We start from the raw sequence: 24,903 nt of genomic DNA on the forward strand, positions 1-24,903 counted from the left end.
ATAGTTTTTCGTCGGCTTTGGAGAATGATATGAGCAACAATAACAACGGCACGGATCGCAGTGCTCAGTATGATCGTGTACTCAGTCGTTTGCGTAAGGATTTAGCATCAGCAGAACATCGCTCCTGGGATTATTTACAAGAGAAGATTGAAGAGGCGGTCGAGCTGGAGTTGACGGCGGAAGAGATGACCCGGGATGAAATGGATCTGCTGAGCGCCTATCTCAAGCGAGATCTCAAACGTCTGGGATATTATGCCCATGAAACCGGGGAGGGGATTGCTGCCTGGCTTAACTTTGATCTGAATATACTGGAGCAAAAGGTGGCCCGGCAGTTGATGGAACTGGCAGACCGAACCCGCATTGGTATTGCTGAACTGGAACAGCTGCTGGCTAGTGGTGAAGAGCATTATCATGCCCGCGAGATTGCAGCCGCAGGAACTTTTTCATGCCTGGTGTGTGGCGAACAGGTGACGAATACCAGTACCAGCCGCCTGTCTCTTTGTCAGAAGTGTGGTTCAGATACCTTTGTGCGTTCTTCTGCCCCCTGGGGCAGCGGTGAAGAGTCCTAATAGCAGCATGAGTCCGGTAAGAATTTGCAAAGGAAGGAGCCCCCACTGCTGATAGGGGGTTAGCCCTTCCATTCGCTGGACGTTACCAACCAGTACCGCTTGCTCGTATTGGGGGATGGTTGCGCTGATCATACCCTCTGGGTTAATCAGAGCACTGATGCCGTTATTCGTACTGCGGATTAACCAGCGGCCGGTTTCCAGTGCCCGCATACGTGCAATTTGCAGGTGTTGCGTCGGCGCAGTCGAATGACTAAACCAGGTGTCGTTGCTGACGGTTAATAACAGATCGCTGTTAAGGCTGTTGTGCCGGACAAGCTCAGGGTAGGCGATTTCGTAACAGATAAAGGGCGCGATTTGAGCTTCACCGGCCTCTAGCAGAGGCTGATCGGCTGATCCTAGGCTAAATTCAGACATCGGCAGATCGAAGAAATCAATCAGGCCGCGTAATTGACGTTCCAGCGGGACATACTCCCCGAAAGGTACCAGTCGTTGTTTATCATAACTGCCGCTGCCACCAGCAAAGAGCGTCAGGCTATTGGTGTAACGTCTTCCTTTGGGGTGTTCCGGGTCCAGGTACATTGTGGGGATGCCGCTGATCATCGCGGTATTACTTTGCTCAAGTTGTTCTATCAATGGGTTGAGCATGACGGATGCGGTTTTGTAAAAAGTAGGAATAGCGGTTTCGGGCCAGATGAGAAGATCGACTTTATCGCTGTCCTGACTCAGATCGACATAGGTTTGTAGAATGTTTTCCAGATTGCTGCGTATCCATTTCTCTTCCTGAGGGATGTTTGCCTGCACCAGCATCACATTCAGGGGTTCGCCAACCGGCGAGGTCCAGTCTTGCGGAACTTTTTCTTGTTGTATCGCCACCCAGGGGATAGCCAGCAGCATTAATATTGCTGCTGATTGTAGGGGGTGGTTAAGCCGTTTGAAAAAGGTGATCGAGAGGGTGCCGACCAGAACAACATAGAGGCTGAGAAACCAGACTCCCCCTAACGGGGCGAATATGGCCATCGGTGTATCAATGAGTCCATAGCCAAGATAGAGCCAGGGAAAACCTGTCAACAACCAGCTGCGCAACCATTCGAAGAGCAGCCAAAGCGCACAAAAACCGATTGAATTACGGAAAAATCGCGTATAGATCCAGCACTGAAGGGCGAAGAGTATTGCCAGGGCAGCGACAAACGCAAAGGTCATTCCCCCTGCGAGCAGGGTGGGGGCGTTGCCATGTTCATGGATGCTCACGAACACCCAGGAGACTCCGGTGCCGAAAAAGCCCAGGCCATAGCACCAGCCTAACCAGCCGCTAACCCGGGGGGAACAGTGGTGAAGTGTTAAAAACAGCAATGCGACGGAGATGCCGCCCAGATACCAATAATCAAAAGGGGCGAGCGAGAAAGGGGCAATTGCGCCCGCTAAGAGGCATAGCAAAACCCGCCAGAAAATATACGCTGTACGGTTAGCCATGGTCTTTTGACCTACGCTGAACGAATAACCTGTAACAAGCGTATCCGGCGGTTGTCTGCGCTAAGAATTTTAAATGTAAAATCATCGATCTCTACTGTTTCATCCTTGTTTGGCAGATGACCAAATTTCTGAGTCACCAGTCCGCCGATAGTATCAAACTCATCGTCAGGCATGCCAATATCGAAAAACTCATTGAAGTCTTCGATCGAGGTCAGAGCCTTAACGATATAGCCGTTATCATCAAACGGTTTAATATTACCATCATCATCGTCCGCGTCATGTTCATCTTCAATTTCGCCGACAATCTGCTCTAATACATCCTCGATGGTGATAACGCCCGATACTCCGGCATACTCATCGACAACGATCGCCATATGGTTGCGGGTGGCGCGAAACTCTTTCAGGAGCACGTTAAGGCGCTTGCTCTCCGGAATAAAGGTTGCTTTACGTACATGCTGGGAAATATCGAAATTTTCCAGATTGTTATCATCCAGTATCAGCGGTAAAAGATCTTTGGCTAGCAGAACACCGAGGATGTCGTCTGGATTTTCACCAATGACCGGGAAACGGGAGTGAGCGGAAGAGATGATGATCGGCAGGAACTCTTTCGGCGTCTGGTCAGCCTCAACCACGACCATCTGAGATCGGGGGATCATGACATCCCGCACCTGACGATCGGCAACCTGCATAGCACCTTCGATAATACTGAAGGCTTCCTGATCAAGAATATTTTCATCGGTGGCATCTTTCAGATCAGCCAGCAGGTCTTCGCGGGTTTTGGGCTCATCAGAAAAGGCTTGGGCAAGCTTACCTAGCCAGGTTTTCTGATGGCCATTGCCCGGTCGATCTTCACTCATTGTGTGCTCCGTTTGTGCGATTGCTGACGTATTGGGTCGGCAAATCTATAAAGTTGTCAGCGCTATTCGTTCAATAAATAGGGATCAGGAATCGCTAAACTGGCGAGAATTTCCCGCTCCAGCTGTTCCATCTCGTCTGCTTCAAGGTTATTTATATGGTCGAATCCCAACAGATGCAAGACCCCATGTATAACCATATGGCACCAGTGGTTGAAAAGGGGTTTGTTTTGTTCAATAGATTCATTGGAAACAACGTCGGCACAGATGACCAGATCACCCAGCAGATCAAGCTCAATACCCTCCGGCATCTCAAAGGGAAATGACAGCACATTGGTTGGTTTGTCCTTACCACGGTATTGATTATTTAGCGCCTGGCTCTCTGCAGGAGAAACAATACGGATTGAAAGTTCAGCGGCGTCCAAGCGACCTGCCAGAACGGCGCTAACCCATTCAGTTAGCTGGGCTTCAGAAGGAAGCTCGGTATCTTCAATCTGGCATTGGCGATCAACAAAATAGTTCATCGTTTATCCTGTTGAGAGGGCTGCTGTTTTTCATACCGATCATAGGCATCGACAATGTGTCCAACCAGAGGGTGGCGCACCACATCTTTGGAGGTGAAATGGGTAAAGCCGATCCCTTTGATCTCTTTCAGAACTTCACTGGCATGGATTAGTCCGGAACGAACGCCTTTTGGCAGATCAATCTGGGTGGTGTCGCCAGTGATAACTGCTGTTGAGCCAAAACCAATTCGGGTGAGGAACATTTTCATCTGTTCGCGGGTGGTATTCTGGCTTTCATCAAGAATAACGAACGACCCATTCAGGGTCCGACCCCGCATATAAGCTAGCGGGGCAACCTCAATTATATTTCGTTCGATAAGTTTGCTGACCCGCTCAATACCAAGCATTTCATATAACGCATCGTAGAGTGGACGCAGGTAAGGGTCTACTTTCTGGCTCAGGTCGCCGGGTAGAAAACCGAGCTTTTCACCTGCTTCAACTGCCGGGCGAACCAATAATATCCGGCTCACCTCTTCCCGTTCAAGGGCTTCACAAGCACAGGCAACCGCCAGATAGGTTTTGCCGGTACCGGCAGGGCCGATACCAAAATTGATATCGTGGGTCAGTATGGTACGAACATAGCTTTGCTGATTGGGGCCGCGTGGGCGAATCTGAGCTTTACGGGTCTGAATGGTGATGTCGGCCTGATAAACAGGCGCTGCAGGTTCGCCGCCAGACAGTTGTTCGACGCCGGACTGTTGCAACAGAAGGTGAATCAGGTCCGGTGTTACCGGCTCGCCCTGTTGCACATCCTCATAGAGTTGTTCCAGCATCTTAGCACCGGCACGGATCAGATCTGCTTTGCCGGCCAACTGAAAGTTGTTACCCCGGTTGCTGATTTCGATGCCCAGTCGCTGCTCTATCAGCCGTAGATGCTCATCGAGCTGGCCGCAGAGGCTAGACAGGTGCTGAGGGCTGTCCGGTTCCAGTGAAAGCTTTAGGGTTTGCGCTGTGTTCAAAAATTGATCCTTAGATAGAGATGCTGACAAGTATAGATTAACGGCTTATTTAGCATCATTCTGTGCCAGTGTACCGTCCAGTTCAGACCCCACCAGTTCGCCCACAAGTGAATTGGCGTAAACTTCTGCGATGCGGACATCGACAAAGTGGCCGATCATGTCGGGATTATCACAACGAAAGTTGACTACCCGGTTGTTCTCGGTCCGTCCTTGTAGTTTGCCTGGATCCTTCTTTGAGTAGTCGGTTACCAGGATGCGCTGTACAGAATCGAGCATACGACGGCTGATCTGCATAGCTTGCTGGGTGATGCGGTCCTGAAGGATGCTCAGGCGCTGTTTTTTTGTTTCTTCAGAAATATTATCGGGCAGGTCTGCTGCCGGTGTGCCTGGACGACGGCTGTAGATAAAACTGTAAGAGTTATCAAAGCCGATTTCTGCGATCAGATTCATGGTTGCTTCAAATTCGGCATCCGTTTCGCCTGGAAAACCGATAATAAAGTCCGAAGATAGGGTGATATCGGGGCGTGCTGCTCGAATCTTCCGAATCAGGGCTTTATATTCCAGGGCCATATGACCCCGCTTCATCGCATTCAGAATGCGGTCTGAACCGCTCTGTACCGGTAGATGCAGGAAGCTAACCAACTCAGGCACATCGCGATAGGCTTCTATCAGACTATCGGTAAACTCAACAGGATGAGAGGTGGTGAAGCGTATCCGGTCGATGCCATCGATCTGGGCGACGCAGCGAATCAGCTCCGCCAGGTCGGCAATGTCATCATCATGTGTTGCGCCGCGATAGGCGTTGACGTTCTGGCCCAACAGGTGAATCTCACGAACACCCTGCTCAGACAGTTCAACCGCTTCGGTAATAACATCGTCTAGCGGCCGACTGACCTCTTCACCCCGGGTATAGGGAACCACGCAGAATGTACAATATTTACTGCAGCCTTCCATGATGGAAACAAAGGCTTCAGCCCCTTCAACACGGGGCGCTGGAAGGTGATCGAACTTTTCGATTTCAGGGAAGCTGATATCGACAATGCCTTTTTTCTGTGTGCCGGCATTGGTAATGTCGATCATCTCAGGCAGACGGTGAAGAGTCTGTGGTCCGAAGATCATATCTACATAGGGGGCGCGCTTAAGAATAGCGTCGCCTTCCTGAGATGCAACGCAGCCACCCACACCGATCTTAAGGCTGGGGTTGTTCGCTTTGAGTTTGCGCCAGCGTCCCAGCTGATGGAATACTTTCTCCTGAGCCTTTTCGCGGATCGAACAGGTGTTCAGGAGCAGCACATCGGCGTCATCCTGGTTATCGGTAAGCTCAAGTTCATGGCTTTCGCCCAGTAGATCTGCCATGCGGGCGGAATCGTACTCGTTCATCTGGCAACCGTGGGTTTTAATGAATAGCTTCTTGGCCATTGCACACCTGTCTTCAAATCTTAGGAAAAGTAAAAGGGCGGAAATTATACTTTAAGGTCTTCTGGGATCATAGTTTTTAACTAGGTATCTGTATGACTTGTAATCATACAAAATAACCCCATATAGCAGGCAGTCAAACCTACCTGAGTGCTTTGAAGAATGGCAAGTGAACCCATCTATCGAATTAAATTCCTAAATCAAAATGAAGTCTACGAAATCTATGCTCATAATGTCTATCAGAGTGATCTCTGGGGCTTTTTAGAGGTCGAAAATTTTGTTTTTGGCAGTCAAAGTGCAATGTTAGTAGATCCCTCCGAAGAGAAATTAAAAAAGCAGTTTGAAGAGGTAGAACGTAGTTATATCCCGATGCAGGCGATTATTCGTATTGATGAAGTAAAGCATGAAGGTGTTGCTAAGATTACTGAAGCTAAGGGAACCGTTACACAGTTTCCAGTAATGCCTCCGCGCCCTCGCATTTGATTGGAGCGGCAACTACGTCAGAAAAAATAATGCGCGAACCTGCGATGTAATAAGGCGGGTGTCGCGCATTTTTAACGTTAAGCGCTGGGAGAACCGAAGTCGTTAGCTGCAGGAGACCCCGCTAAAAAACCTGTTTCAATAAACGCCCATATAGGGCCGATAACAGGCACGAACATAATGAGAATCCACCAGGCTGACTTATTTCGGTCATGCCAGCGCTTTACTTGTATCGCCAACCCGACCCATATCATGGGTATATAAAGTACTGCCAGGATAAAGATCAATCCTTCAGCGCTTATTTCGGTGTAGGATAACCCGGTGAAAAGAGCCCCTACAATTACACTTGCTACGAGTGTTGCTATCAGCGTTGTAAGCCAGAATGCCTTACGACCAATCCGTCCCTGAAATGAAAATAAGAGTTGTTTTGTGGTGAGCGGGACGATGGCTGCAGATTCGTCCTCTAGCATCGCCTGTGGTGAAGCATAAATATCGGTGTTCATTGTAAAGTCCTTTTTTAATAGTAGATCTATCCTGAATAACAAATGGTGAGCCTTAACCAGGTTAAAGTGACCGGATTAAATCGGATATGAAGTGATGGAGCATATCTGTTGATAGCGAGGGAAACAGTAGCAAAATCAGATTCAGGGTCAAGGCAGTACAAGTGATTGAGATCAGAGTTATGGCCGCTTTTATAAAACAGGGCTCTCAGGGCGAAATTCGTTTTACAGCTGTTAGCAATAGGTTGCCTGTCAGTATAAAAAAACATGATTATATCGCTTTATTAAAAAAGCATATGTAAGCAGCTTGATCCTGATCCCGATAGTTTATCGCAAGCTATCAATCGTCTTCATGGTAGCTACATTCCTTCTTGTCCTGAGGTTTTGATAATGGGTTGAGGTAAGTTAATCTGCAAATTGGGTAATTCGAGGTGACTATTGCTAATATTTTCGCGTAAATTGTTAAGGAGCTTCTTTTTATCCTAATTATCAGAGTACTTAGCCTTATATGTCGCCAAAACTGCCAGCTCATATAGCCTCTAAAAATGTCTTTCTAGAGGGGTTCTATACGCACCTTTTACCGGGTCTTGCGTATCTGGCTTTGGCTCATTTCTCGATTACCTGGTTGTCGATTCAACCGAGTGAGGCATCAGCGGTATGGCCTGCTGCGGGTGTATCTATCACCGCTATTCTACTGCGAGGCTATCGTGCCTGTTTTGGGCTGTTTGCCGCCCTGATGATGCTTTATGCCAACAGCTGGCTGGACCCAGAGAGCGCTGTCAGTTTGGTTCGGTCTCTATTATTGATGTTTCTTCTGAGTATCGCTGCGGTACTGCAAGCGGCGGGAGCCGTCTGGCTGGTGCGTCGTTTGTTGGGAGGATTTCCTTCCCTGATTGACGATAAAGAGATAGCGCTGTTTCTGCTTATTATTGGGCCGCTGGCATCTTTTGTCGCAAGTCTGTTAGCGACCACCTCTTTTTTATTATTTGGCATTATTGGCTGGGGGGACTACCTGGTAAGTTGGGTGACCTGGTGGGTTGGAGACACTATTGGCGCCATCGTAATGGTACCCATGTTGTTGGCTCTGTTTGCTAGTAAACAAAGTACTCTCTATACCCGTAGACTGGCGGTTGGTTTGCCGATGGGAGGAGTGCTGGTTGTAATCATCGCTTTATTTATCGTCACTAAAAACCATGAATCACAACAACGCACAGTTCAGTTTAATCGGCAGGCAGAGATGCTACATACGCATTTCGAAGAAAGGTTAAATGCAGGGGTTGAAGTACTCCATTCGCTCCGTAGTTTTTTTATCAGCAGTGTGAATGTTAATAATGCTGAGTTTTCCGCTTTTACACAGCATACCTTGTCCCGATACCCTGAAATTCAGGCGCTGGAATGGATTCCCCGACTTCCCCATAGTGCTCGTGCTAAGTATGAAGCAAACCATTCAGGAGTGGCACGGAAAATAATTGAAAGAGATGTAGATGGCTTTTTCCAGGCTGCGGTGCAACGTCAGTTTTATTATCCGGTTACTTATATTGAGCCTTATGTCGGGAATGAGCGGGCTTTAGGCTTTAACGTCGCGAGTCATCCTGTTGCCAGTAATGCGGTGTCTATCGCTCGACAAACGGATGGGATCGCTTTTACGGCCCCGGTCAGGTTGGTTCAGGAATCTGGAGAACAAAGGGGGGTTGTTGCTTATCTGCAAGTTAATCACGGGGGAGTCGATTATGGCTTGTCGAGTGAGGGTCTGGTTGCTGCCGTCTATCGCATGGGGGATTTTTTAAACTCGGTGCTGGAAAGTCGAGAGGGTCTGGCTTCTCATATCAATATTGAGCTGCTGGATATTACAGAGTCTGAAGAGTTGATTTTCAGTTCTGCAGATCCTGCTGCTTCAACTTATAACATGCTTGCAAGGTCCGCCGAATATGTTATCGGTGGTCGGACCTATCAGTTTAATTACACCACGAAACCTGAGTTTTACTTGTCGTTTATCCAATGGAGTAGCTGGATTATTTTGCTGGCAGGGATGGTGTTTACCGCGTTATTGGGGGGCTGGTTACTGTCTCTGACTGGCCGGACGCTCAGGGTACGACAGTTGGTTGGTGAAAAAACTGCGTCGTTGCAATATGAAATTGAGGAGCGCAGACGCGCTGAACAAGAGCTGCGTAAAGTATCTAAAGCCGTCGAATTTAGTCCTAATATGGTGCTTATTACTCGCACCGATGGAGAGATTGAGTATTCCAGTCCTAAGTTTACAGAGGAGACGGGGTTCAGTGCAGAAGATGTCATAGGCCAGAATATAGAAATCCTGCACTATGAGCGTACCGGAGAAACGTCCTATCAGGATGTGTGGCCAGAGCTTAGCAATAAGCAGGTTTGGCGTGGAGAAATAGTTAATCGTAAAAAGTCAGGTGATTTTTATTGGGCGCAGGTCAGCATTGCCCCGATTTATAATCTGGAAGATGAACTGACTCATTATGTCGTCACGCTTCAGGATATTACTGAGAATAGATTGATTTCAGAGCAGATCAGTTATCAGGCCAGTCATGATCAGCTAACCGCATTAGTTAATCGCCGAGAATTTGAAGTTCGTCTTGATACGTTGTTGAAAACTCAGTGCCGCCCAGGGGTGAGTCATGCATTTTGTTTTCTCGACCTTGATCAGTTTAAGGTGGTTAATGATACTTCCGGGCATGTCGCAGGCGATGAACTGTTACGACAGGTTGCGGCCCTGCTGCAGGAACGGGTGAGATCGAATGATACATTGGCCCGGCTAGGGGGGGATGAGTTCGGCATTTTGTTACATAACTGCCCAATGGATAAAGCCTGGGTAGTGGCTGAAGGTGTGCGGGATACTATTGCTCAGTTTAAGTTTTGTTGGGAACAGCAGGTATTCAGTATTGGTGTGAGTATCGGAGTCGTTGAAATTAATGAGCATTCCGCCGGTATGACTGAGATTATGAAACATGCGGATTCTGCCTGCTATACGGCGAAAGATTCTGGCCGTAACCGGGTTCACCTGTATTCAGTAGGCAACGAAATGTTGGCTCAGCGGGAAGGGGAGATGAAGTGGGTTTCGGAAATCAACTCAGCGCTGGATGAAAATCGCTTCGTTCTTTATGGACAGCTGATTGTCCCGTTACAAAATTCACAGCTTAAACCGGATGTTGAAATACTACTGCGGATGAAAAGCAGGGATGGAACTATTGTGCCGCCCGGTGCTTTTCTTCCAGCAGCAGAACGCTATCAGCTGTCTGGACAGATAGATCAATGGGTGGTGGAGCATGCATTTGCCTGGTTGGAACGAAACTTTACCCAGTTCAGCCAGTATTTTGGTTGCTGTGCGATTAACCTATCCGGTGGGAGTCTGGGGGATCCGAGTCTGAAACAGGCAATTATTACCCATCTGGATGATTCGTCCTTGTTACCTTATAAAGTTAAGTTCGAGATTACTGAAACCTCTGCCATTGCTAATCTGTCAGAAGCTCAGCGATTTATTAATGCATTGAAGGCGTATGGTTGTCAGTTCTCTCTGGATGATTTTGGGAGTGGTTTATCGTCGTTTGCCTACCTGAAGAACCTCCCCGTCGACAATCTGAAAATTGACGGCCAGTTTGTTAAAGGTATTCTGGATGATCAGCTTGATCTGGCGATGGTTAAGTCGATTAATGATATTGGCCAGGTAATGGGAAAGACTACCATTGCTGAGTTTGTTGAGAATGATGAAATAACAGCTTTGCTACGTGAGATCGGTGTGGATTATGGGCAGGGCTATGGTTTAGGTCTTCCTGAGCCACTGGACCTGTTACTGCAGCAAGTAAGTGGCGAGGATGATCGTTAGCCTGTCAGCCTGTTCAGGTGAAAGCAATATAGATGATTTTCAGAGTTGATAGTCGTCATATTGGCGTAAATTGTTTTGTCGAATGACGGTATTCAGTCTTTGTATATAAATGTCTCCTAACTCACTGTAACGACCCAGATGTTGTAACAGTTGGAGACTGTTTTGGGTCTGTTGCGTTGCTGCTCGAAGCGCGCGATAGGCACTGCCTTTTCCCAGTGTTAATTGATAGTCATCTATAGCGCCCAGTAGTGAGTCATAACGTTTCAGATAAACCGGTTTTCCCTCGCGTTGCTGACGAGCCATGATTCTTTTTTCTGTCGGATCAAAAGACCAGACGCCAAAAATATTCAGCGCCTGAATAAAAAAGCGAGAGCTGCCCCAGCCTGTTTCAATGGCCGCTTGTGCCAGAATCAGGCTGTTGGGTAGTTCTATCATGCGTTGACTCAGTTTTGTGGTTGAGTCGACCCGGTATGCCGATAACTTTTGGTTTAGCCACGCCTGATCGGTAGCGCTTAGTTGTGATTTAGCCAGCATCTGGTTGAGTTGGTTTTTCTGTTCTTTCAGTTTTGCTTTGCTAATCAGAATGGCAGGCAGCAGCAGGGCAATGAACCGCTCTTTCTTTTCATTTACCGGTAGTGCTTTTAACGAGATAACTGAAGTATAAGCAACGGGTATTACCGGGTTGCTAAGGGGAATGATATCCGCAGGGGAGTGCAGTGATTTGTATATGACAGCTGTCGCAGATGACTTTCGTTGATCCGCAATCTGGATCAAGGCTCCGAAGCCAAACATTAAGAGGGCCACGAATAATAGGAATCTCTGAAATTGCGGATACATCAGCAGGCTACTCCTGGTTAGGAATTAACAGGGTTTTACTTCCCTGGCCAGGGATCTCCCTGGCAAGTTTAGGAACCAGATAGCCCGGTAGCAGGTTCTGCAATTGGCTAATGATCTGCTTGGCTTCATCATCAGGAACGTCGAAATGAGCCGCACCTTTTACTGGGTCAAAGGTGAACAGGTAATAGGGAAGTACACCGATGCTGAACAACTTTTCACTTAACGCTTGAAGCACTTCAACACTGTCGTTAACACCCCGCAGCAGTACGGCCTGATTCAGGACGGTAACCCCCGCCTGACTTAGTTGTTTAACGGCCTTAGCCACGGAAGGATCTAACTCCTGTGGATGGTTGCTATGGATCACAGTGACAATGTTGAATCGAGTCTGACTGAGCAGCGTCGTGAGAGACTCGGTTACTCGCTGGGGCAGCACGACTGGCAGACGGCTATGAATGCGTAAACGGGTCAGGTGGGGGATCTTTTGCAGGTCGTTAAGCAGTTGGGTCAGCCGGGTATCGCTCGACACCAGTGGATCACCTCCTGAAAAGATAACTTCAGTGATGCTTGTGTCAGCGGTGATGTAATCCAGGATCTTTTGCCACTGTTCGGGGCCTAGGCGGTTTTCAGCGTAGGGAAAGTGTCTGCGAAAGCAATAGCGGCAGTTAATCGCACAGGCACCGGTCAGTACGACTAAAACCCGTCCTTTGTATTTATGGATAAGGCCTTCGACAGGATTGCTGCTCATCTCCTCTAATGGGTCGTTAGTAAAGCCCGGGACTGTGTCCAATTCATCACCCAGGGGCAGGATCTGGCGTAAAAGCGGATCATCGAGATTGCCTTTCTCAATGCGATCTAACCAGGGCAGGGGGACACGCATTGCGAATTCGAGACTTGCGCGGTTGGCATCATCCAATAATGAATCGGGAAGCTGTAGGTAGCTAAACAACTCTTCCGGACGCTTCAAAGTCTGGCTGAGGAGTGTTTGCCAAGAGTCTGGCAGCTTGATAGTTGAGTTCATATAGGAATATTTTCGCGGAAAATTTGCTCGCATTCTCCTTTCAAGTAGAATGTGTGTCAATTTTGCGGTGGCTACAGTTCACCAAATTATAATTTATTTCGAGAGTGTTATGGCAAATTACCCATCGAACCAGTTTAAGAACGGCCTGAAAGTGATGATCGAAGGTGATCCATGCTCTATGGTAGATGTTGAATTCGTTAAACCTGGTAAAGGCCAGGCTTTCACCCGGGTAAAGCTGAAGAACCTGATTACGGGCCGTACCTGGGAGCGTACCTTTAAGTCGAATGAGACGGCTGAAGGCGCGGATGTTATGGATACGGATATGGAGTATCTCTACTGTGACGGAGAGATGTGGCACTTCATGGATCCACAGAGCTTTGATCAGGTAGCGGCGGATAAAACGGCGATTGGCGATGCGCATCAGTGGCTGAAAGAGCAGGATAAGTGCCTGGTTACACTCTGGAATAACAATCCTATCTCAATTACACCGCCTAACTTTGTCGAACTGGAAGTGACTGAAACTGATCCAGGCCTGAAAGGCGATACGGCACAGGGTGGTTCTAAGCCGGCGACTCTTCAGTCAGGTGCTGTAGTGCGTGTTCCGCTGTTTATTGAGCAGGGTGAGGTGTTGAAGATTGATACGCGGACAGGGGAGTACGTTTCCCGCGCTTAAAAATTGATTAAATGCTATTGCGCTTGTGATAACTGCGTTTTAAACCGGTTCGCAATGCTCATTAAGGCAACTTAATTCCGCGTGCTCACCGGTTTAAGCCTTGTTCTCACTGCGCTCATCACGCATTTAATTCAATTTTCTAATATTTTAAATGGCAGCTACGGCTGCCATTTTTTATGTACAGGATGCACGGTATGCAGTGGGTCCGTGGACGCACAAGAGCGGCGAATTATTTTTATAGGTGGTATCGATGAGTGAGTTGTGGAAAGCGACAGCGTCGGTTGAAAATCTGCGCAGGCGGGCAGCTATTTATACTCAAATTAGGGGCTTCTTTGCAGAGCATGGGGTATTTGAAGTGGAAACGCCTCTGATGACCTCTGCTGCCGTCAGTGATCCCTATATCGATACTATCGAATGTCGTTACCATCCGTTACCGGGCCAGCAGGAGCAACCACGCTATCTGCAAAGCTCACCTGAATATGCTATGAAGCGTTTGCTTGCGTCCGGCAGTGGCGCGATCTACCAGATCTGTAAAGCGTTTCGTAATGGGGAATATGGTAAACGTCATAATCCTGAATTTTCGATGCTGGAATGGTATCGCCCTGGCTTTGACCATCACCGTTTGATGGATGAGGTTGAAGCGCTGGTTACACCGCTACTGGGACTGACAGCCTGTCAGCGCATAAGTTACGGTGATCTGTTCAAACAGTATTTGCAGATTGATCCTTACACTGTCACAGCGACAGAGCTTGCCACAGTTACCCGCCAGCATATCGAACTGGAAATGGAAGATGACAACCGGGATAACTGGCTGAATCTCTTGATGTCCCATGTGATCGAACCGCAACTGGTGGACCGGGGCGGTGTTTTTGTTTATGACTATCCCGCGAGTCAGGCTGCTCTTTCAAAAGTAATGACAAATAGTGAAGGTCAGCCGGTTGCTTGTCGGTTTGAGTTTTTTGTGGCGGGAATTGAATTGGCGAACGGTTACTTTGAGTTAACGGATGCGGCTGAGCAGGCTCGCCGTTTTGATAAGGATATCGACCAGCGAAAGAGTGAAGGCCTGCCAATGCGGCCAACAGACAATCTGCTGGTGGACGCTTTGGAAAACGGGATGCCTGAGTGTGCCGGTGTCGCTATGGGGCTGGATCGATTGGTTATGCTGGCGCTGGGAACCGAGCAGATCAGTGATGTGATCGCTTTGCCTTTTAACAGGGCTTAAAAACTGAGGCTTAATCACAGCAGCATGACTAATGCGCTGCCTGAAGTCGTTGTGAAATTTACTCGGGGGAGTATTCAAGCGGCCTCTAGAGAGTTCTGTTGTTTTTCAGGGGCTTGCCTCATGCCGACATTAGATTTTTCTGCGACAGTAACAATGCTTTGAACTCATGTAACGGTAAAGGCTTGCTGAAGAGGTAACCTTGATATCGGGTGCAGCCCAGGTTTTTCAGGAATGAAAATTGGGCTGCGGTTTCAACTCCTTCAGCAACAGAGTCAAGTCGTAAGCGAGAGGTTAGGTTTATAACAGTTTCAACCAGGGCTGCATCGCTATCATCTATTAAAATGTCCCGGACAAATGATCGGTCAATTTTTACTTCATCAATTGATAGTTGTTTAAGATACGCAAGTGAGGAGTATCCGGTGCCGAAGTCATCAATTGAAAATTGCACACCGAAATCTCTGAGGGCATGAATTTTTTCCATCGCTAACTTTGCATTATCAAGCAATACACTTTCGGTAATCTCAAGTGTTAAGTTTGACGGAGCAATACTGGTATTCTTCAGTGCTTCTTTAATCTTTAGTACAAAGCTATCCTGCAGGAACTGAAGTGGGCTTATATTCACTGAAATTTGAAAGGATAATGGTGCTTGTTTTGAGTCTATCCAGCTGTATAAATTGCTTAGAGCTGTTTCTAACACGACGGCCCCCAGCTCTATGATTAAACCGCTTTCCTCAGCGAGCGGGATGAAATTGTCTGGTGAGATCAGACCTTTTTGAGGATGTTGCCAGCGTAATAAGGCTTCAGCTCCAACCATGCAACCATTCTGGTCATATTGGGGCTGATAGAAAGTGATGAACTCAGAGTGCTCAATGCCTTTACGTAGATCGTTCAGGGTTTTTAATCGCTCATTTGCTACGTGCTGCATGCTGGGCAGGAAAAGTCTTAAGGTGTTGCGGCCAGCGTCTTTCGCCTGGTACATGGCGGTATCTGCCTGGCGCATAATATCGCCCGGTTGGTCTGATGGGCTGCCGGGGAAGACTGAGATACCTATGCTGGAAGTGATATGCAAAGTGTGTTGCCTAACGACATAAGGTACGGCAAGTGTTTTGCCGAGCTTTTCAGCAAACAGCTGCGTCAGTTTAATTGCTTCGTTCTCGTCGGATGATATTTCTTGTAACAGTACGACAAACTCATCGCCACCTAGTCGTGCAACAATATCTTCCTTTCGTATGCCAGACTGCAGTCGCAGGGCGACTTGCTGCAACAGTAAGTCTCCGATGGCGTGTCCCAGAGAATCATTGATGTTTTTAAAGTTATCTATGTCGAGAAATAGAACCGCTCCCAGATATTGATGACGGTATCCACTGGCAAGTGCTCTTTCGAGTTGCTCCAGAAATAATCGTCGGTTTGGCAGATCAGTCAGGCTGTCATACGTAGCCTGGCGCTCTATCATAGCAGCCGCATCTCGCTGTTCTGTTATATCAGAACAGAGCAGGGTGTACCCAGACGGCGGACTGTCCCCCTCGGCTATCTCATATAAATGCACTTGGAGGTGGTGTGTGTGTCCCTGTTTTACCTCAGTAAAGATGAAAGACATCGTGTTGTTATCGCTTACTGCGTGTTTATTCATTTGGACGATCTGGATATTTCTCCATAAGTCCGCGTGTAGCTTGAAAAGTGGCAGCCCTGTTAGTGATGATGCTGCAGGGGTTAATAACCGTGTAGTAGTGTCGTTGTAATATTGGATATTCCAGTCACTATCGGTAGCAATGATCGCGACATTTTCGGTTGAGCGGAGAATGCTATCGAGGTAAGTTCGTTGTTGCTGTAATTCAGTATGAATTCGGTTTATTTCCGATGAGGCTCTATTGATTCCCCTGATTGAAGTACGATTGATGAAAATCAGAAACCCAGTCGCAACAATCAGGCAGAGAGCAGAGACCATCAGTGTCTTGAGTAATAAAGGTACTTGGCTGGATTCAATAGTGACATGGCCGACGGTCAGGGTATTATTTTTAATTTCGGCGCTGCCTGATATAGGCCAGTCGTAATGACTATGTGACTCGGACAGCAGGAGGTGCTCTCCATTTAGGTCCTTCACATGAATCCTTGTCTCAATTGTTCGTGGCCGGTATTGTTCTACGATATGTCCTAAATGATGAAATTGTAAATCCCAGGCATCGGGATTAATAAACACCAATTTAGACACTGCATGGGCTGCCTGCTCCGCATGTTCTGCAAGTTGAGTGGCTTTGTATTTGCTTGCAATATTCCAGTAGCCTATTGGCGGCAATATCGCAATAGTTAACGAAAACAGCATACTTAAGCGTTTTAACTGTGAGGGCAGATTTTCTAATCTTTTAGTGAACGGCAATTGAATCATAGTCATAAGTCTACGGGTTGGTGGCCTGTGTCGGTGAGAATAGCCTGCCCTTCAGCCGAGTTTATGAAGTTGATGAATAATCGCTCGTCATTATTTAACTGGCCATCATGCAACATGAATAATTTCTTACAAAGTGGGTAGCTGCCATTACCTATCGTTTCTACTGTGGGGGTAACACCATTAAGGCTGAGTACATTCAGATCTTGTTTTTCAGAAAGCACCAGAGACAGTGTTGATGTTGAAATAACCCGATCAATATCCCTCACCATCTGGACGGTGGTCTGATCGGTGATTCCGATAGGGATTCCCGTGCGGCTAAAGGCGTTGTTCATTGCCGGTATAAGCTCAGGTAGGTTTTCTTGAAGAAGCAGGGTGTCTGAGTCTGAATGAGGCCGTAACACAGGCTTGAGCCCGCCCACTGGATTATGCCCATTGTAGATACCCTGCAATTCTTTCAGGGTAACATTAGTAATTGGTTGGTTTTTATTCGTAATAAAAATTAACGCAGTATTTGCATAATGAAGTGAATGTAGACCCAGGAGTGCTTCCTTCTGGCTTAAAGGGCGTGACATCAGGCCAATATCTACACGCTGCGAAGACACGCCTCTGACGGCGCCTCCGCTGCCGATACTGGGTAGTATTTTTATTCTGATGTTCGGATGTTGTTGGCTAAACTGGCGGGATAAAATTCTGAATGTTTCCAGATCGGCACCTGAGCCGCCAATAATAATAGATTCTGCAGCACTGAGAGGCAGTACCGTCAGGCACAAAAGAGTGAAGGCCAATGTTTTCAGCATGATAGACCGCTCATTAAGAATTAATGGAGCCAGTGAACAGGTCCTTTGCGCTCAATTCTTTCCTATGGACTCCTTACTGTTTAATCATAGGCAATAAAATGATGAAAACATACAGAGATGTACCCAAAATTAGTATGTTTTTTTCATTTAGCTCTTTTTTTTCATTGAGTTGTATTGATTGTTTTGTTTGAATATTCTACTGATTTTTTTAAGCGGTGGCCTGGTTAGCGTTTTTAGCGGGACTAAGAATCAGCGAAGTAGCCTCGATTCTTTTTTTAAGTGTCACTGCTGCGAAACTACCCCCCGGGTAAGTGACTCAACATCGCCCGGCGAATTCTATCGACTGCTTCAACAACCATGCTTCGGGTGCAACCGAAATTTAGCCGCATAAAACGGTCATCACCGAAATCTCTGCCCGGTGACATACCCACCCCCGCTTGTTCAAAAAAGTGGGCGGGGTTTTCCAGTTTAGCGGCGGATACATCGATCCAGGCCAGGTAAGTGGCTTCCACCTGATTGAGTTTTAATCCGGGGATTTGATTGATCTCTTTGACCAGGTAGTCCCGGTTGCCCTTGAGGTAGTCCAGTTGTTGTTGGTGCCAGTCTTCCCCTTCTTTATAGGCGGCCAGGGTGGCGGTATAACCAAGCAGATTGACGTCGGGCACTATTCCCTTTCGGACTTGCTGAAACTGTTTGCGCAGCGCTGCATCGGGGATTATAGCGAAAGAGCAACCCAATCCTGCGATGTTGAATGTCTTGCTGGGCGCCATGAGCGTGATCGATTTTGCTGCAATGTCAGTGTTCAGTGATGCCAGCGGAATATGTTGGCGTCCTGGTTCCAGAATCAGGTCACAGTGAATTTCATCAGAGCAGACGGCCAGATCATGTTTTAGACAAATATCGCTTAGTTTCTCAAGCTCAGCTCGTGTATAAACGGTACCGCCAGGGTTATGGGGGTTGCAGAACAGCAGCAGAGAGGTGGTGTTGGTAATGGCTTGCTCAAGAGCCTCAAAGTCGATCACCCAGCGTTGCTCGTGTTCAACCATCGGAATGCTAATCAGTCTTCTATCAGAGAGTCGTGGAGCTGACATAAAGGGTGGGTAGACCGGTTTAGCGGTAGCCACTTCGTCCTGGCTAACTCCTACACTGCGGCAGGCAAGATTGAGCCCGCACACCAGTCCGGGTAACCAGACTAACCAATCGGCCTGAATCGTCCAGTGGTATTGCGCTTGCATTCGTTCGATAATCAATTGATTGAGTTCGGCCGGCGTATTGGTATAGCCAAAGATGCCATGGTCTACTCTGGTCTGTAGCGCTTCGATTACGGCAGCGGGTGCCATAAAATCCGTATCAGCCACCCACATAGGCAGAATATCGGTGTCTCGGTATTTTTCCCATTTCTGACTGGAGGTGGTGTGGCGGTCGATCGGTTGATCGAAGCGATCACTATTCATTCGCTGAATCCCTTTAATTTAGCGGCTAAGAGACAGATATTTGTACGTCATTGAGTTGCAAATAGCCATCAGGAAGTTATATTAGGCGATAATAGATAATATAGCGGCTATCGTCATAATATCAGATGTTTTTTGTTCTTTATTGACGGATAGTTGTTCACCTGCCGCGCTCGTTTTCGGCAAATCATCACAGTCTTTTAGCGACACCAAAGCAGTGTCAGCCAATCAGTTTCTGGAGTCCGGTCATGACCGATAATAATCGTGTAATAATTTTTGATACTACCTTGCGTGATGGTGAGCAGAGCCCCGGCGCATCCATGACCCGTGAAGAGAAACTGCGCATTGCTAAACAGCTAGAAAAGATGCGGGTTGATGTTATCGAAGCTGGTTTTGCTATTGCTTCACCGGGTGATTTTGAATCGGTTAAGTCGATCGCCGATACGATTCAGGACAGTACCATCTGCTCGCTTTCCCGTGCACTGGATGCCGATATAGACCGTGCAGGTGAAGCGCTGGTGAATGCCAGTTCTGGTCGTATTCATACCTTTATCGCAACTTCGCCAATTCATATGAAATATAAACTGCAGATGGATCCTGACAAAGTAGTGGAGCAGGCGGTCTATGCGGTTAAGCGGGCGCGTAATCTGGTCAGTGATGTGGAATTCTCACTGGAAGATGCAAGCCGTTCAGAGCTGGATTTTATGTGTCGGATTATTGAGAAAGTGATCGATGCAGGTGCCCGTACTATTAATATTCCGGATACTGTTGGCTATGCGGTGCCGGAAGAGTTCGGTTTTACTATTAAGCAGTTGCTGGAGCGGATTCCAAACGCTGACAAGGCCATTTTCTCAGTTCACTGCCATAATGATCTCGGTCTGGCGGTTGCTAACTCGCTATCGGCGGTGAGCTTTGGCGCGCGGCAGGTAGAGTGTACGATTAACGGCCTGGGAGAGCGCGCAGGCAACGCGTCGCTGGAAGAGGTTGTGATGGCACTGCGCACCCGTCAGGATGTGTTAGGGCTGCATACCGGTATCGATACCACTCAGATCGTCCCAGCATCCCGACTGGTTTCCAGTGTGACCGGTTTCCCGGTACAGCCTAATAAGGCTATTGTTGGCGCTAATGCTTTTGCTCATGAGTCCGGGATTCATCAGGATGGTGTACTGAAACACCGTGAAACCTACGAAATTATGACCGCTCAGGATGTTGGCTGGAACGCAAACAAGATGGTAATGGGCAAACACTCGGGACGTAGTGCTTTCCGTGCTCGTTTGGAAGAGCTGGGTACAACATTTGAATCAGATGCTGAGCTGAATACTGCGTTCGCTCGATTTAAAGATCTGGCGGATAAGAAACATGAGATCTTTGATGAAGATCTGCAGGCGCTGGTCAGCGATACCCGTGCTTCACACTATGAGAAATTTATGCTGAGCAGCTTGTCGGTGACTTCGCAGACAGGAGAAACGCCGTTAGCGAAAGTGACGGTTTCCATGAATGATGTGGAGCAGACTTCAGAAGCAGATGGTAGCGGCCCGGTTGATGCTGCGTTTAAAGCGATTGAATCGATTGTTCAGTCAGGTGCATCACTGGAGCTTTATTCGGTAAATGCGATTACCAGTGGTACCGATTCTCAGGGTGAGGTGACAGTGAGGCTAGAGAAGGGAGGCCGGATCGTCAATGGCCTGGGAGCGGACACCGATATCATCATTGCGTCGGCTAAGGCTTATATTCATGCACTGAACATGCTTGAATCTACTGAAGAGAAAGCACATCCACAAGTGTGAGTAGCGTTTCAATTAGGCTCATACGTTAACTAAAGGGCAACAGTATATGGAGCAGTCACTGCGACATCAGTATCTGGAAACGATGGGCATTGTCAGCTGGTTGCCGCGTCGTCAGTTACCCGGTGCCCGACCGACGCCCGATTGGGTTTGGGAATACTGTTGGCCTGAAGATGAGTCTTCTCAATCATCAGAGAAAGGCAAGACAGCGACCGCTTCCTTCGTTAATCCTGCTGATCGAGCCATTGCGGCGAAGCAAGCCCGGGCTGAACTGAGCGCTAGTTTTGATGCCCCGGCCAGAAAGACCGTACCAGAAAAAGCGGCAGCGACCCCTGCTGCTAGTACGCCACAACCGGTTCGCTCGCCGGAGTCAGCCCCTAAGCCAGTCGCTGAGGTGGTCGAAGGGTTGGCCGTTGTGGCCCAGCCGGAGGTGGTAGCGATTGATCTGCCTGAACCGGCAGAGCAGACTGAGCAATCGCCCTTTAAATTGGCGTTTATGGCTTATCAGGACTGTCTGGTTATTGATTCGCTGCCGCCGGTATCTTCTGCAACCCGGCAAGGAAGCGCTCAGGCGGATGCTCATCATCAGATTTTGTTAGATAAAATTCTTCGCTCTATCGGGTTTGTTGGCGGAAGTGCGACTGATTATTACACGCTTCCCTGGCCGATGTTTGCCAGCAAATCACTGGATCAGGGTGCGGAGCAGGCACGCCTTACGGTGCAGCATAAACTGAAGAAAAGCTTAGAGAAAAACGCGGTTAAAACGGTGCTGCTACTGGGTGAATCAGCTGCTCAGATGGTGCTTGAACGAGAGGAATCGTTAGAGCAGCTGAGAGGGATGCTGTTCAGCCTGCGCTCCGATGTCAAAACGCTGGCCAGTGCAAGCCTGACGGAGATGATGATGTTGCCGGGCTGTAAGCGAGAGGTCTGGAGTGACCTTCAACCGTTGCTGGATCATCTGCAACAGACCTTTATCATTGATGAATGATGCTCTCCTGCGCCAGCTGACCGTTGATGATCTGCCCGCGCTTGCTGAGCTGGAAGCCAACTGCTTTAACCCGCCATGGTCCGATAGTCAGCTACACTCGTATATAGTAAGTGCACGTTGTTTATCTGTTGGGCTATGGCAGGATGGGCAGTTAGGCTGTTTTGCCATGCTATCAACGGTATTAGATGAAGCTGAGTTACTGCAGATAGCTGTACGCACGGATTTGCGGGGGCGAGGATTGGCAGGCCGTGTGCTTCAATTTGCCCATCAACAACTACAGCAACGGGGTATTGTTCGAAATATGCTCGAAGTGCGCAGCTCAAATGCGCCAGCGATAAGCCTTTATCGACGCCTGGGTTATCAACAAGATGGTGTAAGAAAAGGCTATTATCCGACCGCAACTGGTCGGGAAGATGCTGTTCTAATGAGCTGTAACAATCTTAACGAGTCTTTAGCGGAGTAGTATCAGCAGAGTCTCATATACGGGTTCCGATATGAGTTTAACGATCGATCTGATCAGTGGCTTTTGGTTCTGGTTTGCCCAGGTGGGTTATTTTGTGCTGCTTGGTGTGGCGCTCTGGTTCGCCCCCTGGTCGACCCTATTTAGTAGTCGACAACTCCAGCACCTGTTTCTTGGTACGACTGTTGGTTTGATGCTGCTGTGGCAAATGCGCGCGGGGATCTCTCCTGGGTTGGGGATTCACTTTCTCGGAGTCACTGTACTGACACTGATGTTTGGCTGGGACCTTGCGATTCTTTCAGCGAGTCTGGCGCTGCTCGGTACAACACTATTTGGGAACGAAAGCTGGAATGGGTTTGCTATAAACGGGCTATGTACCGTCGTGATACCCGCATTGGTAAGCTATGGAGTTCTGCGGTTGGTTGAAGCCAGACTGCCCGCCAACTTTTTTATCTATCTGCTTCTTTGTGCATTTCTGGGCGCCGGGGTGGCAACGCTTTGTGGCGGGCTGAGCATGAGTTTTCTTCTCTGGATCAGTGATGTCTACAGTGGTGAGAAAATTTATCAGGAATATATCCAGATATTACCATTGATTATGTTTCCTGAGGGGCTGTTGAACGGCATTATTATGACCGGAATGATGGTTTTTTATCCTGATTGGATTCGCACGTTCGATGCTAAAAAATATATCGATGATCAATAATAACCGTATCAGTGTTCCTCTCTAACCGGTCGTTTTTGCAATTTTCGCTGTAGGGTTCTTCGGTGCATCCCTAGCGCTCGAGCAGTGGCAGAAATATTCCCCTCATGCTCTGTGAGTACTTTTTGAATGTGTTCCCATTCGAGTCGCCCTACCGACATCGGTTTGTCCGCGATATCTATAGCCGGATCTGCATCTGTTGCTTGCAGTTTAGACAGGATCTGATCGGTATCGGCGGGTTTTGCGAGATAATCGGTAGCGCCCAGTTTAATGGCTTCTACAGCTGTCGAGATACTCGCGTAGCCGGTCAGAATCAGAATTTTAATAGCGGGATTGAGAGCTGTTAATCTGGGTACCAACGTGATGCCAGAGGCTCCCCCCATTTTAAGATCCAGCGTTGCCAGATCCGGTGTGAAATCTTCTAATAGGCTCACGGCTTGTTCGGCAGAACTGGCAATCGCTGTTTCGTAGCCACGTCTTTTAATGGCTTTACTCAGTACCCGGGAAAAGGTTTCGTCATCATCGACAATCAGAAACTTAAGCCTGGCGTCGTTATTAGTGTCCATCAGTTTGAGACTCCTTGATGATAGGCAGTGTAACTTCGGTCAGGGTACCGCCCTCCGGGTGATTAAATAATCGGACTTCACCACCGTAACTGTCAAGCGCGGACGCAGTGAGGAATAGTCCGATGCCCAGCCCCTTTCCTTTCGTGGTAATGAAAGGGCTACCTAGTTTTTCAGCTTGTTCCAGCGGTATCCCGGGGCCTTGATCCCGGATAGTAAAGAGAATTTGCTGCAGATCTGAGGTTAACTTAATCTGCAGAGGTTCGCTGGAGGCGTCGGCGGCATTGTTAAGTAAATTAAGAAAAGCCTGCTGTAGAGGGATAGAGCTAAGAATATACGCCTCATTATTGAGCTCAATCACCGGGGGGCTAAAGGTAGCGGTGGGCCGTAACAGTAGCCAGCGGTCCAATATCTCCCCGAAAAAAAGCTCTGCAGGGAGTGGTCGAGCATCTTTTTGCTCCTGTTTTACTGATTCTGCCAGATGCTTCAAGCGGTCAGTGCAGTTTTCAACCTGGGACTGCAGTAATTCAATATCTTCCAGTAGATCCTGATTATCGCTGTGATCCAGCTGCATCTCATGCAGGACGACGCGCATCGTGGCCAGGGGCGTTCCTATCTCATGGGCAGTGCCTGCAGCCATCGTTGCCAGCGATAACAATTGCTGATTACGAAGATTCAGTTCCCGGGTGCGGTTTAGTTTCAGTTCCTGACGTTGCAGGCTCTCTCTGATATTGACGACAAACCAGGTAATCAGTGCTGCAGTCAGAATGAAATTGACCCACATGCCTGCCAAATGGAGATTGAGTAATGCCGTGGATTGATGCTGATGTCCAGTATCCGGTAGGTTGATAGGAATAAAGTACCGCATCAACACAGAGTAACTGATAGTGACCAGCAACCCGGTAGCCCAGGTGAATTGTTTAGGTAGCGATGTTGCGCTGATAATCAGCGGGATGAGCAGTAACGCTGAGAAGGGATTCCCGACCCCCCCAACCTGGTAGAGCAGACATACATAAAAGGCGATATCAGCGACTAATTGAAAGAAAAATTCAAGCTGAGTCAGCGGCAGGGGCGAGCGGAGTCGCGTAAACGACAGCAAGTTAAGTAGTGCCATCGCTATCAGAGCAAATGAAATCAGCCAGAAATTGAGGCTGACATGCAACCCCAGATAGAGGTACAGCAGTAATCCGCTCTGGCCAAAAATGGTGACCGTACGGATATAACTGAGTTGCAGTAGCTGATGGCGGGTATCGCTGGTGTAGTTCATATCGTTAGCTTGGCAGAAAGCGAAATTATAACCAAGAGAGATGTATCATGGATGTGGCAGATTGTCGCACCATTATTACCTTAATGCTTGAAAGCAGAAGCGCTT

At 48.1% G+C, this 24,903-nt stretch carries 22 protein-coding genes; 9 read left to right on the top strand and 13 right to left on the bottom strand.

Annotated features, from left to right (window positions below):
• Nucleotides 1-29 precede the first annotated feature (29 nt).
• Nucleotides 30-569 carry a zinc ribbon-containing protein gene (locus AMJAP_RS02290; protein ID WP_019620784.1) on the top strand — a complete coding sequence of 180 codons (540 nt, stop codon included), beginning with the start codon at nucleotides 30-32 and terminating at the stop codon, nucleotides 567-569.
• Here AMJAP_RS02290 and lnt read toward each other — a convergent pair.
• The 5 genes from lnt to miaB all read right to left on the bottom strand — a co-directional run bounded on the left by lnt (nucleotide 516) and on the right by miaB (nucleotide 5,834).
• Nucleotides 516-2,039: an apolipoprotein N-acyltransferase gene (gene lnt / locus AMJAP_RS02295; protein WP_019620783.1), complete on the bottom strand. Its 1,524-nt coding sequence runs from the start codon at nucleotides 2,037-2,039 to the stop codon at nucleotides 516-518. The genes AMJAP_RS02290 and lnt overlap by 54 nt on opposite strands.
• A gap of 11 nt (nucleotides 2,040-2,050) precedes the next feature.
• A complete protein-coding gene (locus AMJAP_RS02300; protein WP_019620782.1) occupies nucleotides 2,051-2,896 on the bottom strand; it encodes an HlyC/CorC family transporter in 846 nt (281 codons plus the stop codon).
• A 62-nt stretch (nucleotides 2,897-2,958) separates the two neighbouring features.
• Nucleotides 2,959-3,417, bottom strand: a complete 459-nt coding sequence (gene ybeY / locus AMJAP_RS02305) for an rRNA maturation RNase YbeY (protein WP_019620781.1) — start codon at nucleotides 3,415-3,417, stop codon at nucleotides 2,959-2,961.
• Nucleotides 3,414-4,415, bottom strand: a complete 1,002-nt coding sequence (locus tag AMJAP_RS02310; RefSeq protein WP_019620780.1) for a PhoH family protein — start codon at nucleotides 4,413-4,415, stop codon at nucleotides 3,414-3,416. Before AMJAP_RS02310 ends, ybeY begins: the two co-directional genes overlap by 4 nt.
• Before the next feature lie 45 nt (nucleotides 4,416-4,460).
• Nucleotides 4,461-5,834: a tRNA (N6-isopentenyl adenosine(37)-C2)-methylthiotransferase MiaB gene (gene miaB, locus AMJAP_RS02315; RefSeq protein ID WP_019620779.1), complete on the bottom strand. Its 1,374-nt coding sequence runs from the start codon at nucleotides 5,832-5,834 to the stop codon at nucleotides 4,461-4,463.
• Nucleotides 5,835-5,993: 159 nt separating this feature from the next.
• Here miaB and AMJAP_RS02320 point away from each other — a divergent pair, with 159 nt between their 5' ends.
• Nucleotides 5,994-6,314, top strand: a complete 321-nt coding sequence (locus AMJAP_RS02320) for a DUF1820 family protein (RefSeq protein ID WP_019620778.1) — start codon at nucleotides 5,994-5,996, stop codon at nucleotides 6,312-6,314.
• A gap of 77 nt (nucleotides 6,315-6,391) precedes the next feature.
• On the opposite strand, the gene AMJAP_RS02325 is transcribed toward AMJAP_RS02320, so the two are convergent.
• Entirely contained in the window at nucleotides 6,392-6,814 is a 423-nt protein-coding gene (locus tag AMJAP_RS02325) for a DUF805 domain-containing protein (RefSeq protein ID WP_019620777.1), read from the bottom strand.
• Nucleotides 6,815-7,319: 505 nt separating this feature from the next.
• Between AMJAP_RS02325 and AMJAP_RS02330 the strand changes: the two genes are divergently transcribed.
• Nucleotides 7,320-10,655, top strand: coding sequence for an EAL domain-containing protein (locus AMJAP_RS02330; RefSeq protein ID WP_019620775.1), 3,336 nt, complete (start codon nucleotides 7,320-7,322; stop codon nucleotides 10,653-10,655).
• Between the two features lie 39 nt (nucleotides 10,656-10,694).
• Here AMJAP_RS02330 and AMJAP_RS02335 read toward each other — a convergent pair whose 3' ends face one another.
• Entirely contained in the window at nucleotides 10,695-11,447 is a 753-nt protein-coding gene (locus tag AMJAP_RS02335; RefSeq protein WP_019620774.1) for a glucosaminidase domain-containing protein, read from the bottom strand.
• 52 nt (nucleotides 11,448-11,499) lie between these two features.
• Nucleotides 11,500-12,510 (bottom strand): EF-P beta-lysylation protein EpmB, encoded by a 1,011-nt coding sequence (epmB, locus tag AMJAP_RS02340; protein WP_040404222.1) that lies wholly within the window; start codon nucleotides 12,508-12,510, stop codon nucleotides 11,500-11,502.
• A gap of 109 nt (nucleotides 12,511-12,619) precedes the next feature.
• Between epmB and efp the strand changes: the two genes are divergently transcribed.
• Together efp and epmA are read left to right on the top strand one after the other, a co-directional pair.
• Nucleotides 12,620-13,183: an elongation factor P gene (gene efp, locus AMJAP_RS02345; RefSeq protein WP_019620772.1), complete on the top strand. Its 564-nt coding sequence runs from the start codon at nucleotides 12,620-12,622 to the stop codon at nucleotides 13,181-13,183.
• A gap of 250 nt (nucleotides 13,184-13,433) precedes the next feature.
• The gene (gene epmA, locus AMJAP_RS02350) at nucleotides 13,434-14,405 is read left to right on the top strand and encodes an EF-P lysine aminoacylase EpmA (protein ID WP_019620771.1); all 972 of its coding nucleotides are present in this window, start codon (nucleotides 13,434-13,436) and stop codon (nucleotides 14,403-14,405) included.
• A 118-nt stretch (nucleotides 14,406-14,523) separates the two neighbouring features.
• On the opposite strand, the gene AMJAP_RS02355 is transcribed toward epmA, so the two are convergent.
• The 3 genes from AMJAP_RS02355 to AMJAP_RS02365 form a co-directional block, all read right to left on the bottom strand.
• Nucleotides 14,524-16,788: a putative bifunctional diguanylate cyclase/phosphodiesterase gene (locus tag AMJAP_RS02355; protein ID WP_169336938.1), complete on the bottom strand. Its 2,265-nt coding sequence runs from the start codon at nucleotides 16,786-16,788 to the stop codon at nucleotides 14,524-14,526.
• A gap of 2 nt (nucleotides 16,789-16,790) precedes the next feature.
• Nucleotides 16,791-17,585: a substrate-binding domain-containing protein gene (locus tag AMJAP_RS02360; protein WP_019620769.1), complete on the bottom strand. Its 795-nt coding sequence runs from the start codon at nucleotides 17,583-17,585 to the stop codon at nucleotides 16,791-16,793.
• Between the two features lie 296 nt (nucleotides 17,586-17,881).
• Nucleotides 17,882-19,039 (bottom strand): MalY/PatB family protein, encoded by a 1,158-nt coding sequence (locus tag AMJAP_RS02365; protein ID WP_019620768.1) that lies wholly within the window; start codon nucleotides 19,037-19,039, stop codon nucleotides 17,882-17,884.
• A gap of 245 nt (nucleotides 19,040-19,284) precedes the next feature.
• On the opposite strand from AMJAP_RS02365, the gene AMJAP_RS02370 reads away from it, so the two are divergent.
• From AMJAP_RS02370 to AMJAP_RS02385, 4 genes are read left to right on the top strand one after another with little or no spacing between them, the layout of a single operon-like run.
• Nucleotides 19,285-20,823, top strand: a complete 1,539-nt coding sequence (locus tag AMJAP_RS02370) for a 2-isopropylmalate synthase (protein WP_019620767.1) — start codon at nucleotides 19,285-19,287, stop codon at nucleotides 20,821-20,823.
• 46 nt (nucleotides 20,824-20,869) lie between these two features.
• Entirely contained in the window at nucleotides 20,870-21,808 is a 939-nt protein-coding gene (locus AMJAP_RS02375; protein ID WP_019620766.1) for a uracil-DNA glycosylase family protein, read from the top strand.
• Nucleotides 21,801-22,271 carry a ribosomal protein S18-alanine N-acetyltransferase gene (gene rimI / locus AMJAP_RS02380; protein WP_019620765.1) on the top strand — a complete coding sequence of 157 codons (471 nt, stop codon included), beginning with the start codon at nucleotides 21,801-21,803 and terminating at the stop codon, nucleotides 22,269-22,271. The genes AMJAP_RS02375 and rimI overlap by 8 nt, the downstream gene beginning before the upstream one ends.
• Nucleotides 22,272-22,302: 31 nt before the next feature.
• Complete coding sequence (locus AMJAP_RS02385; RefSeq protein WP_019620764.1) at nucleotides 22,303-22,971, top strand: energy-coupling factor ABC transporter permease; 669 nt, start codon at nucleotides 22,303-22,305, stop codon at nucleotides 22,969-22,971.
• An 8-nt stretch (nucleotides 22,972-22,979) separates the two neighbouring features.
• Here the strand turns inward: AMJAP_RS02385 and AMJAP_RS02390 are convergent, their stop codons facing one another.
• Nucleotides 22,980-23,534: a response regulator transcription factor gene (locus tag AMJAP_RS02390; RefSeq protein WP_019620763.1), complete on the bottom strand. Its 555-nt coding sequence runs from the start codon at nucleotides 23,532-23,534 to the stop codon at nucleotides 22,980-22,982.
• The gene (locus AMJAP_RS02395; RefSeq protein WP_019620762.1) at nucleotides 23,524-24,798 is read right to left on the bottom strand and encodes an ATP-binding protein; all 1,275 of its coding nucleotides are present in this window, start codon (nucleotides 24,796-24,798) and stop codon (nucleotides 23,524-23,526) included. Before AMJAP_RS02395 ends, AMJAP_RS02390 begins: the two co-directional genes overlap by 11 nt.
• Nucleotides 24,799-24,903: the final 105 nt, after the last annotated feature.

The organism is Amphritea japonica ATCC BAA-1530 (genome assembly GCF_016592435.1).
Taxonomy (GTDB): domain Bacteria; phylum Pseudomonadota; class Gammaproteobacteria; order Pseudomonadales; family Balneatricaceae; genus Amphritea; species Amphritea japonica.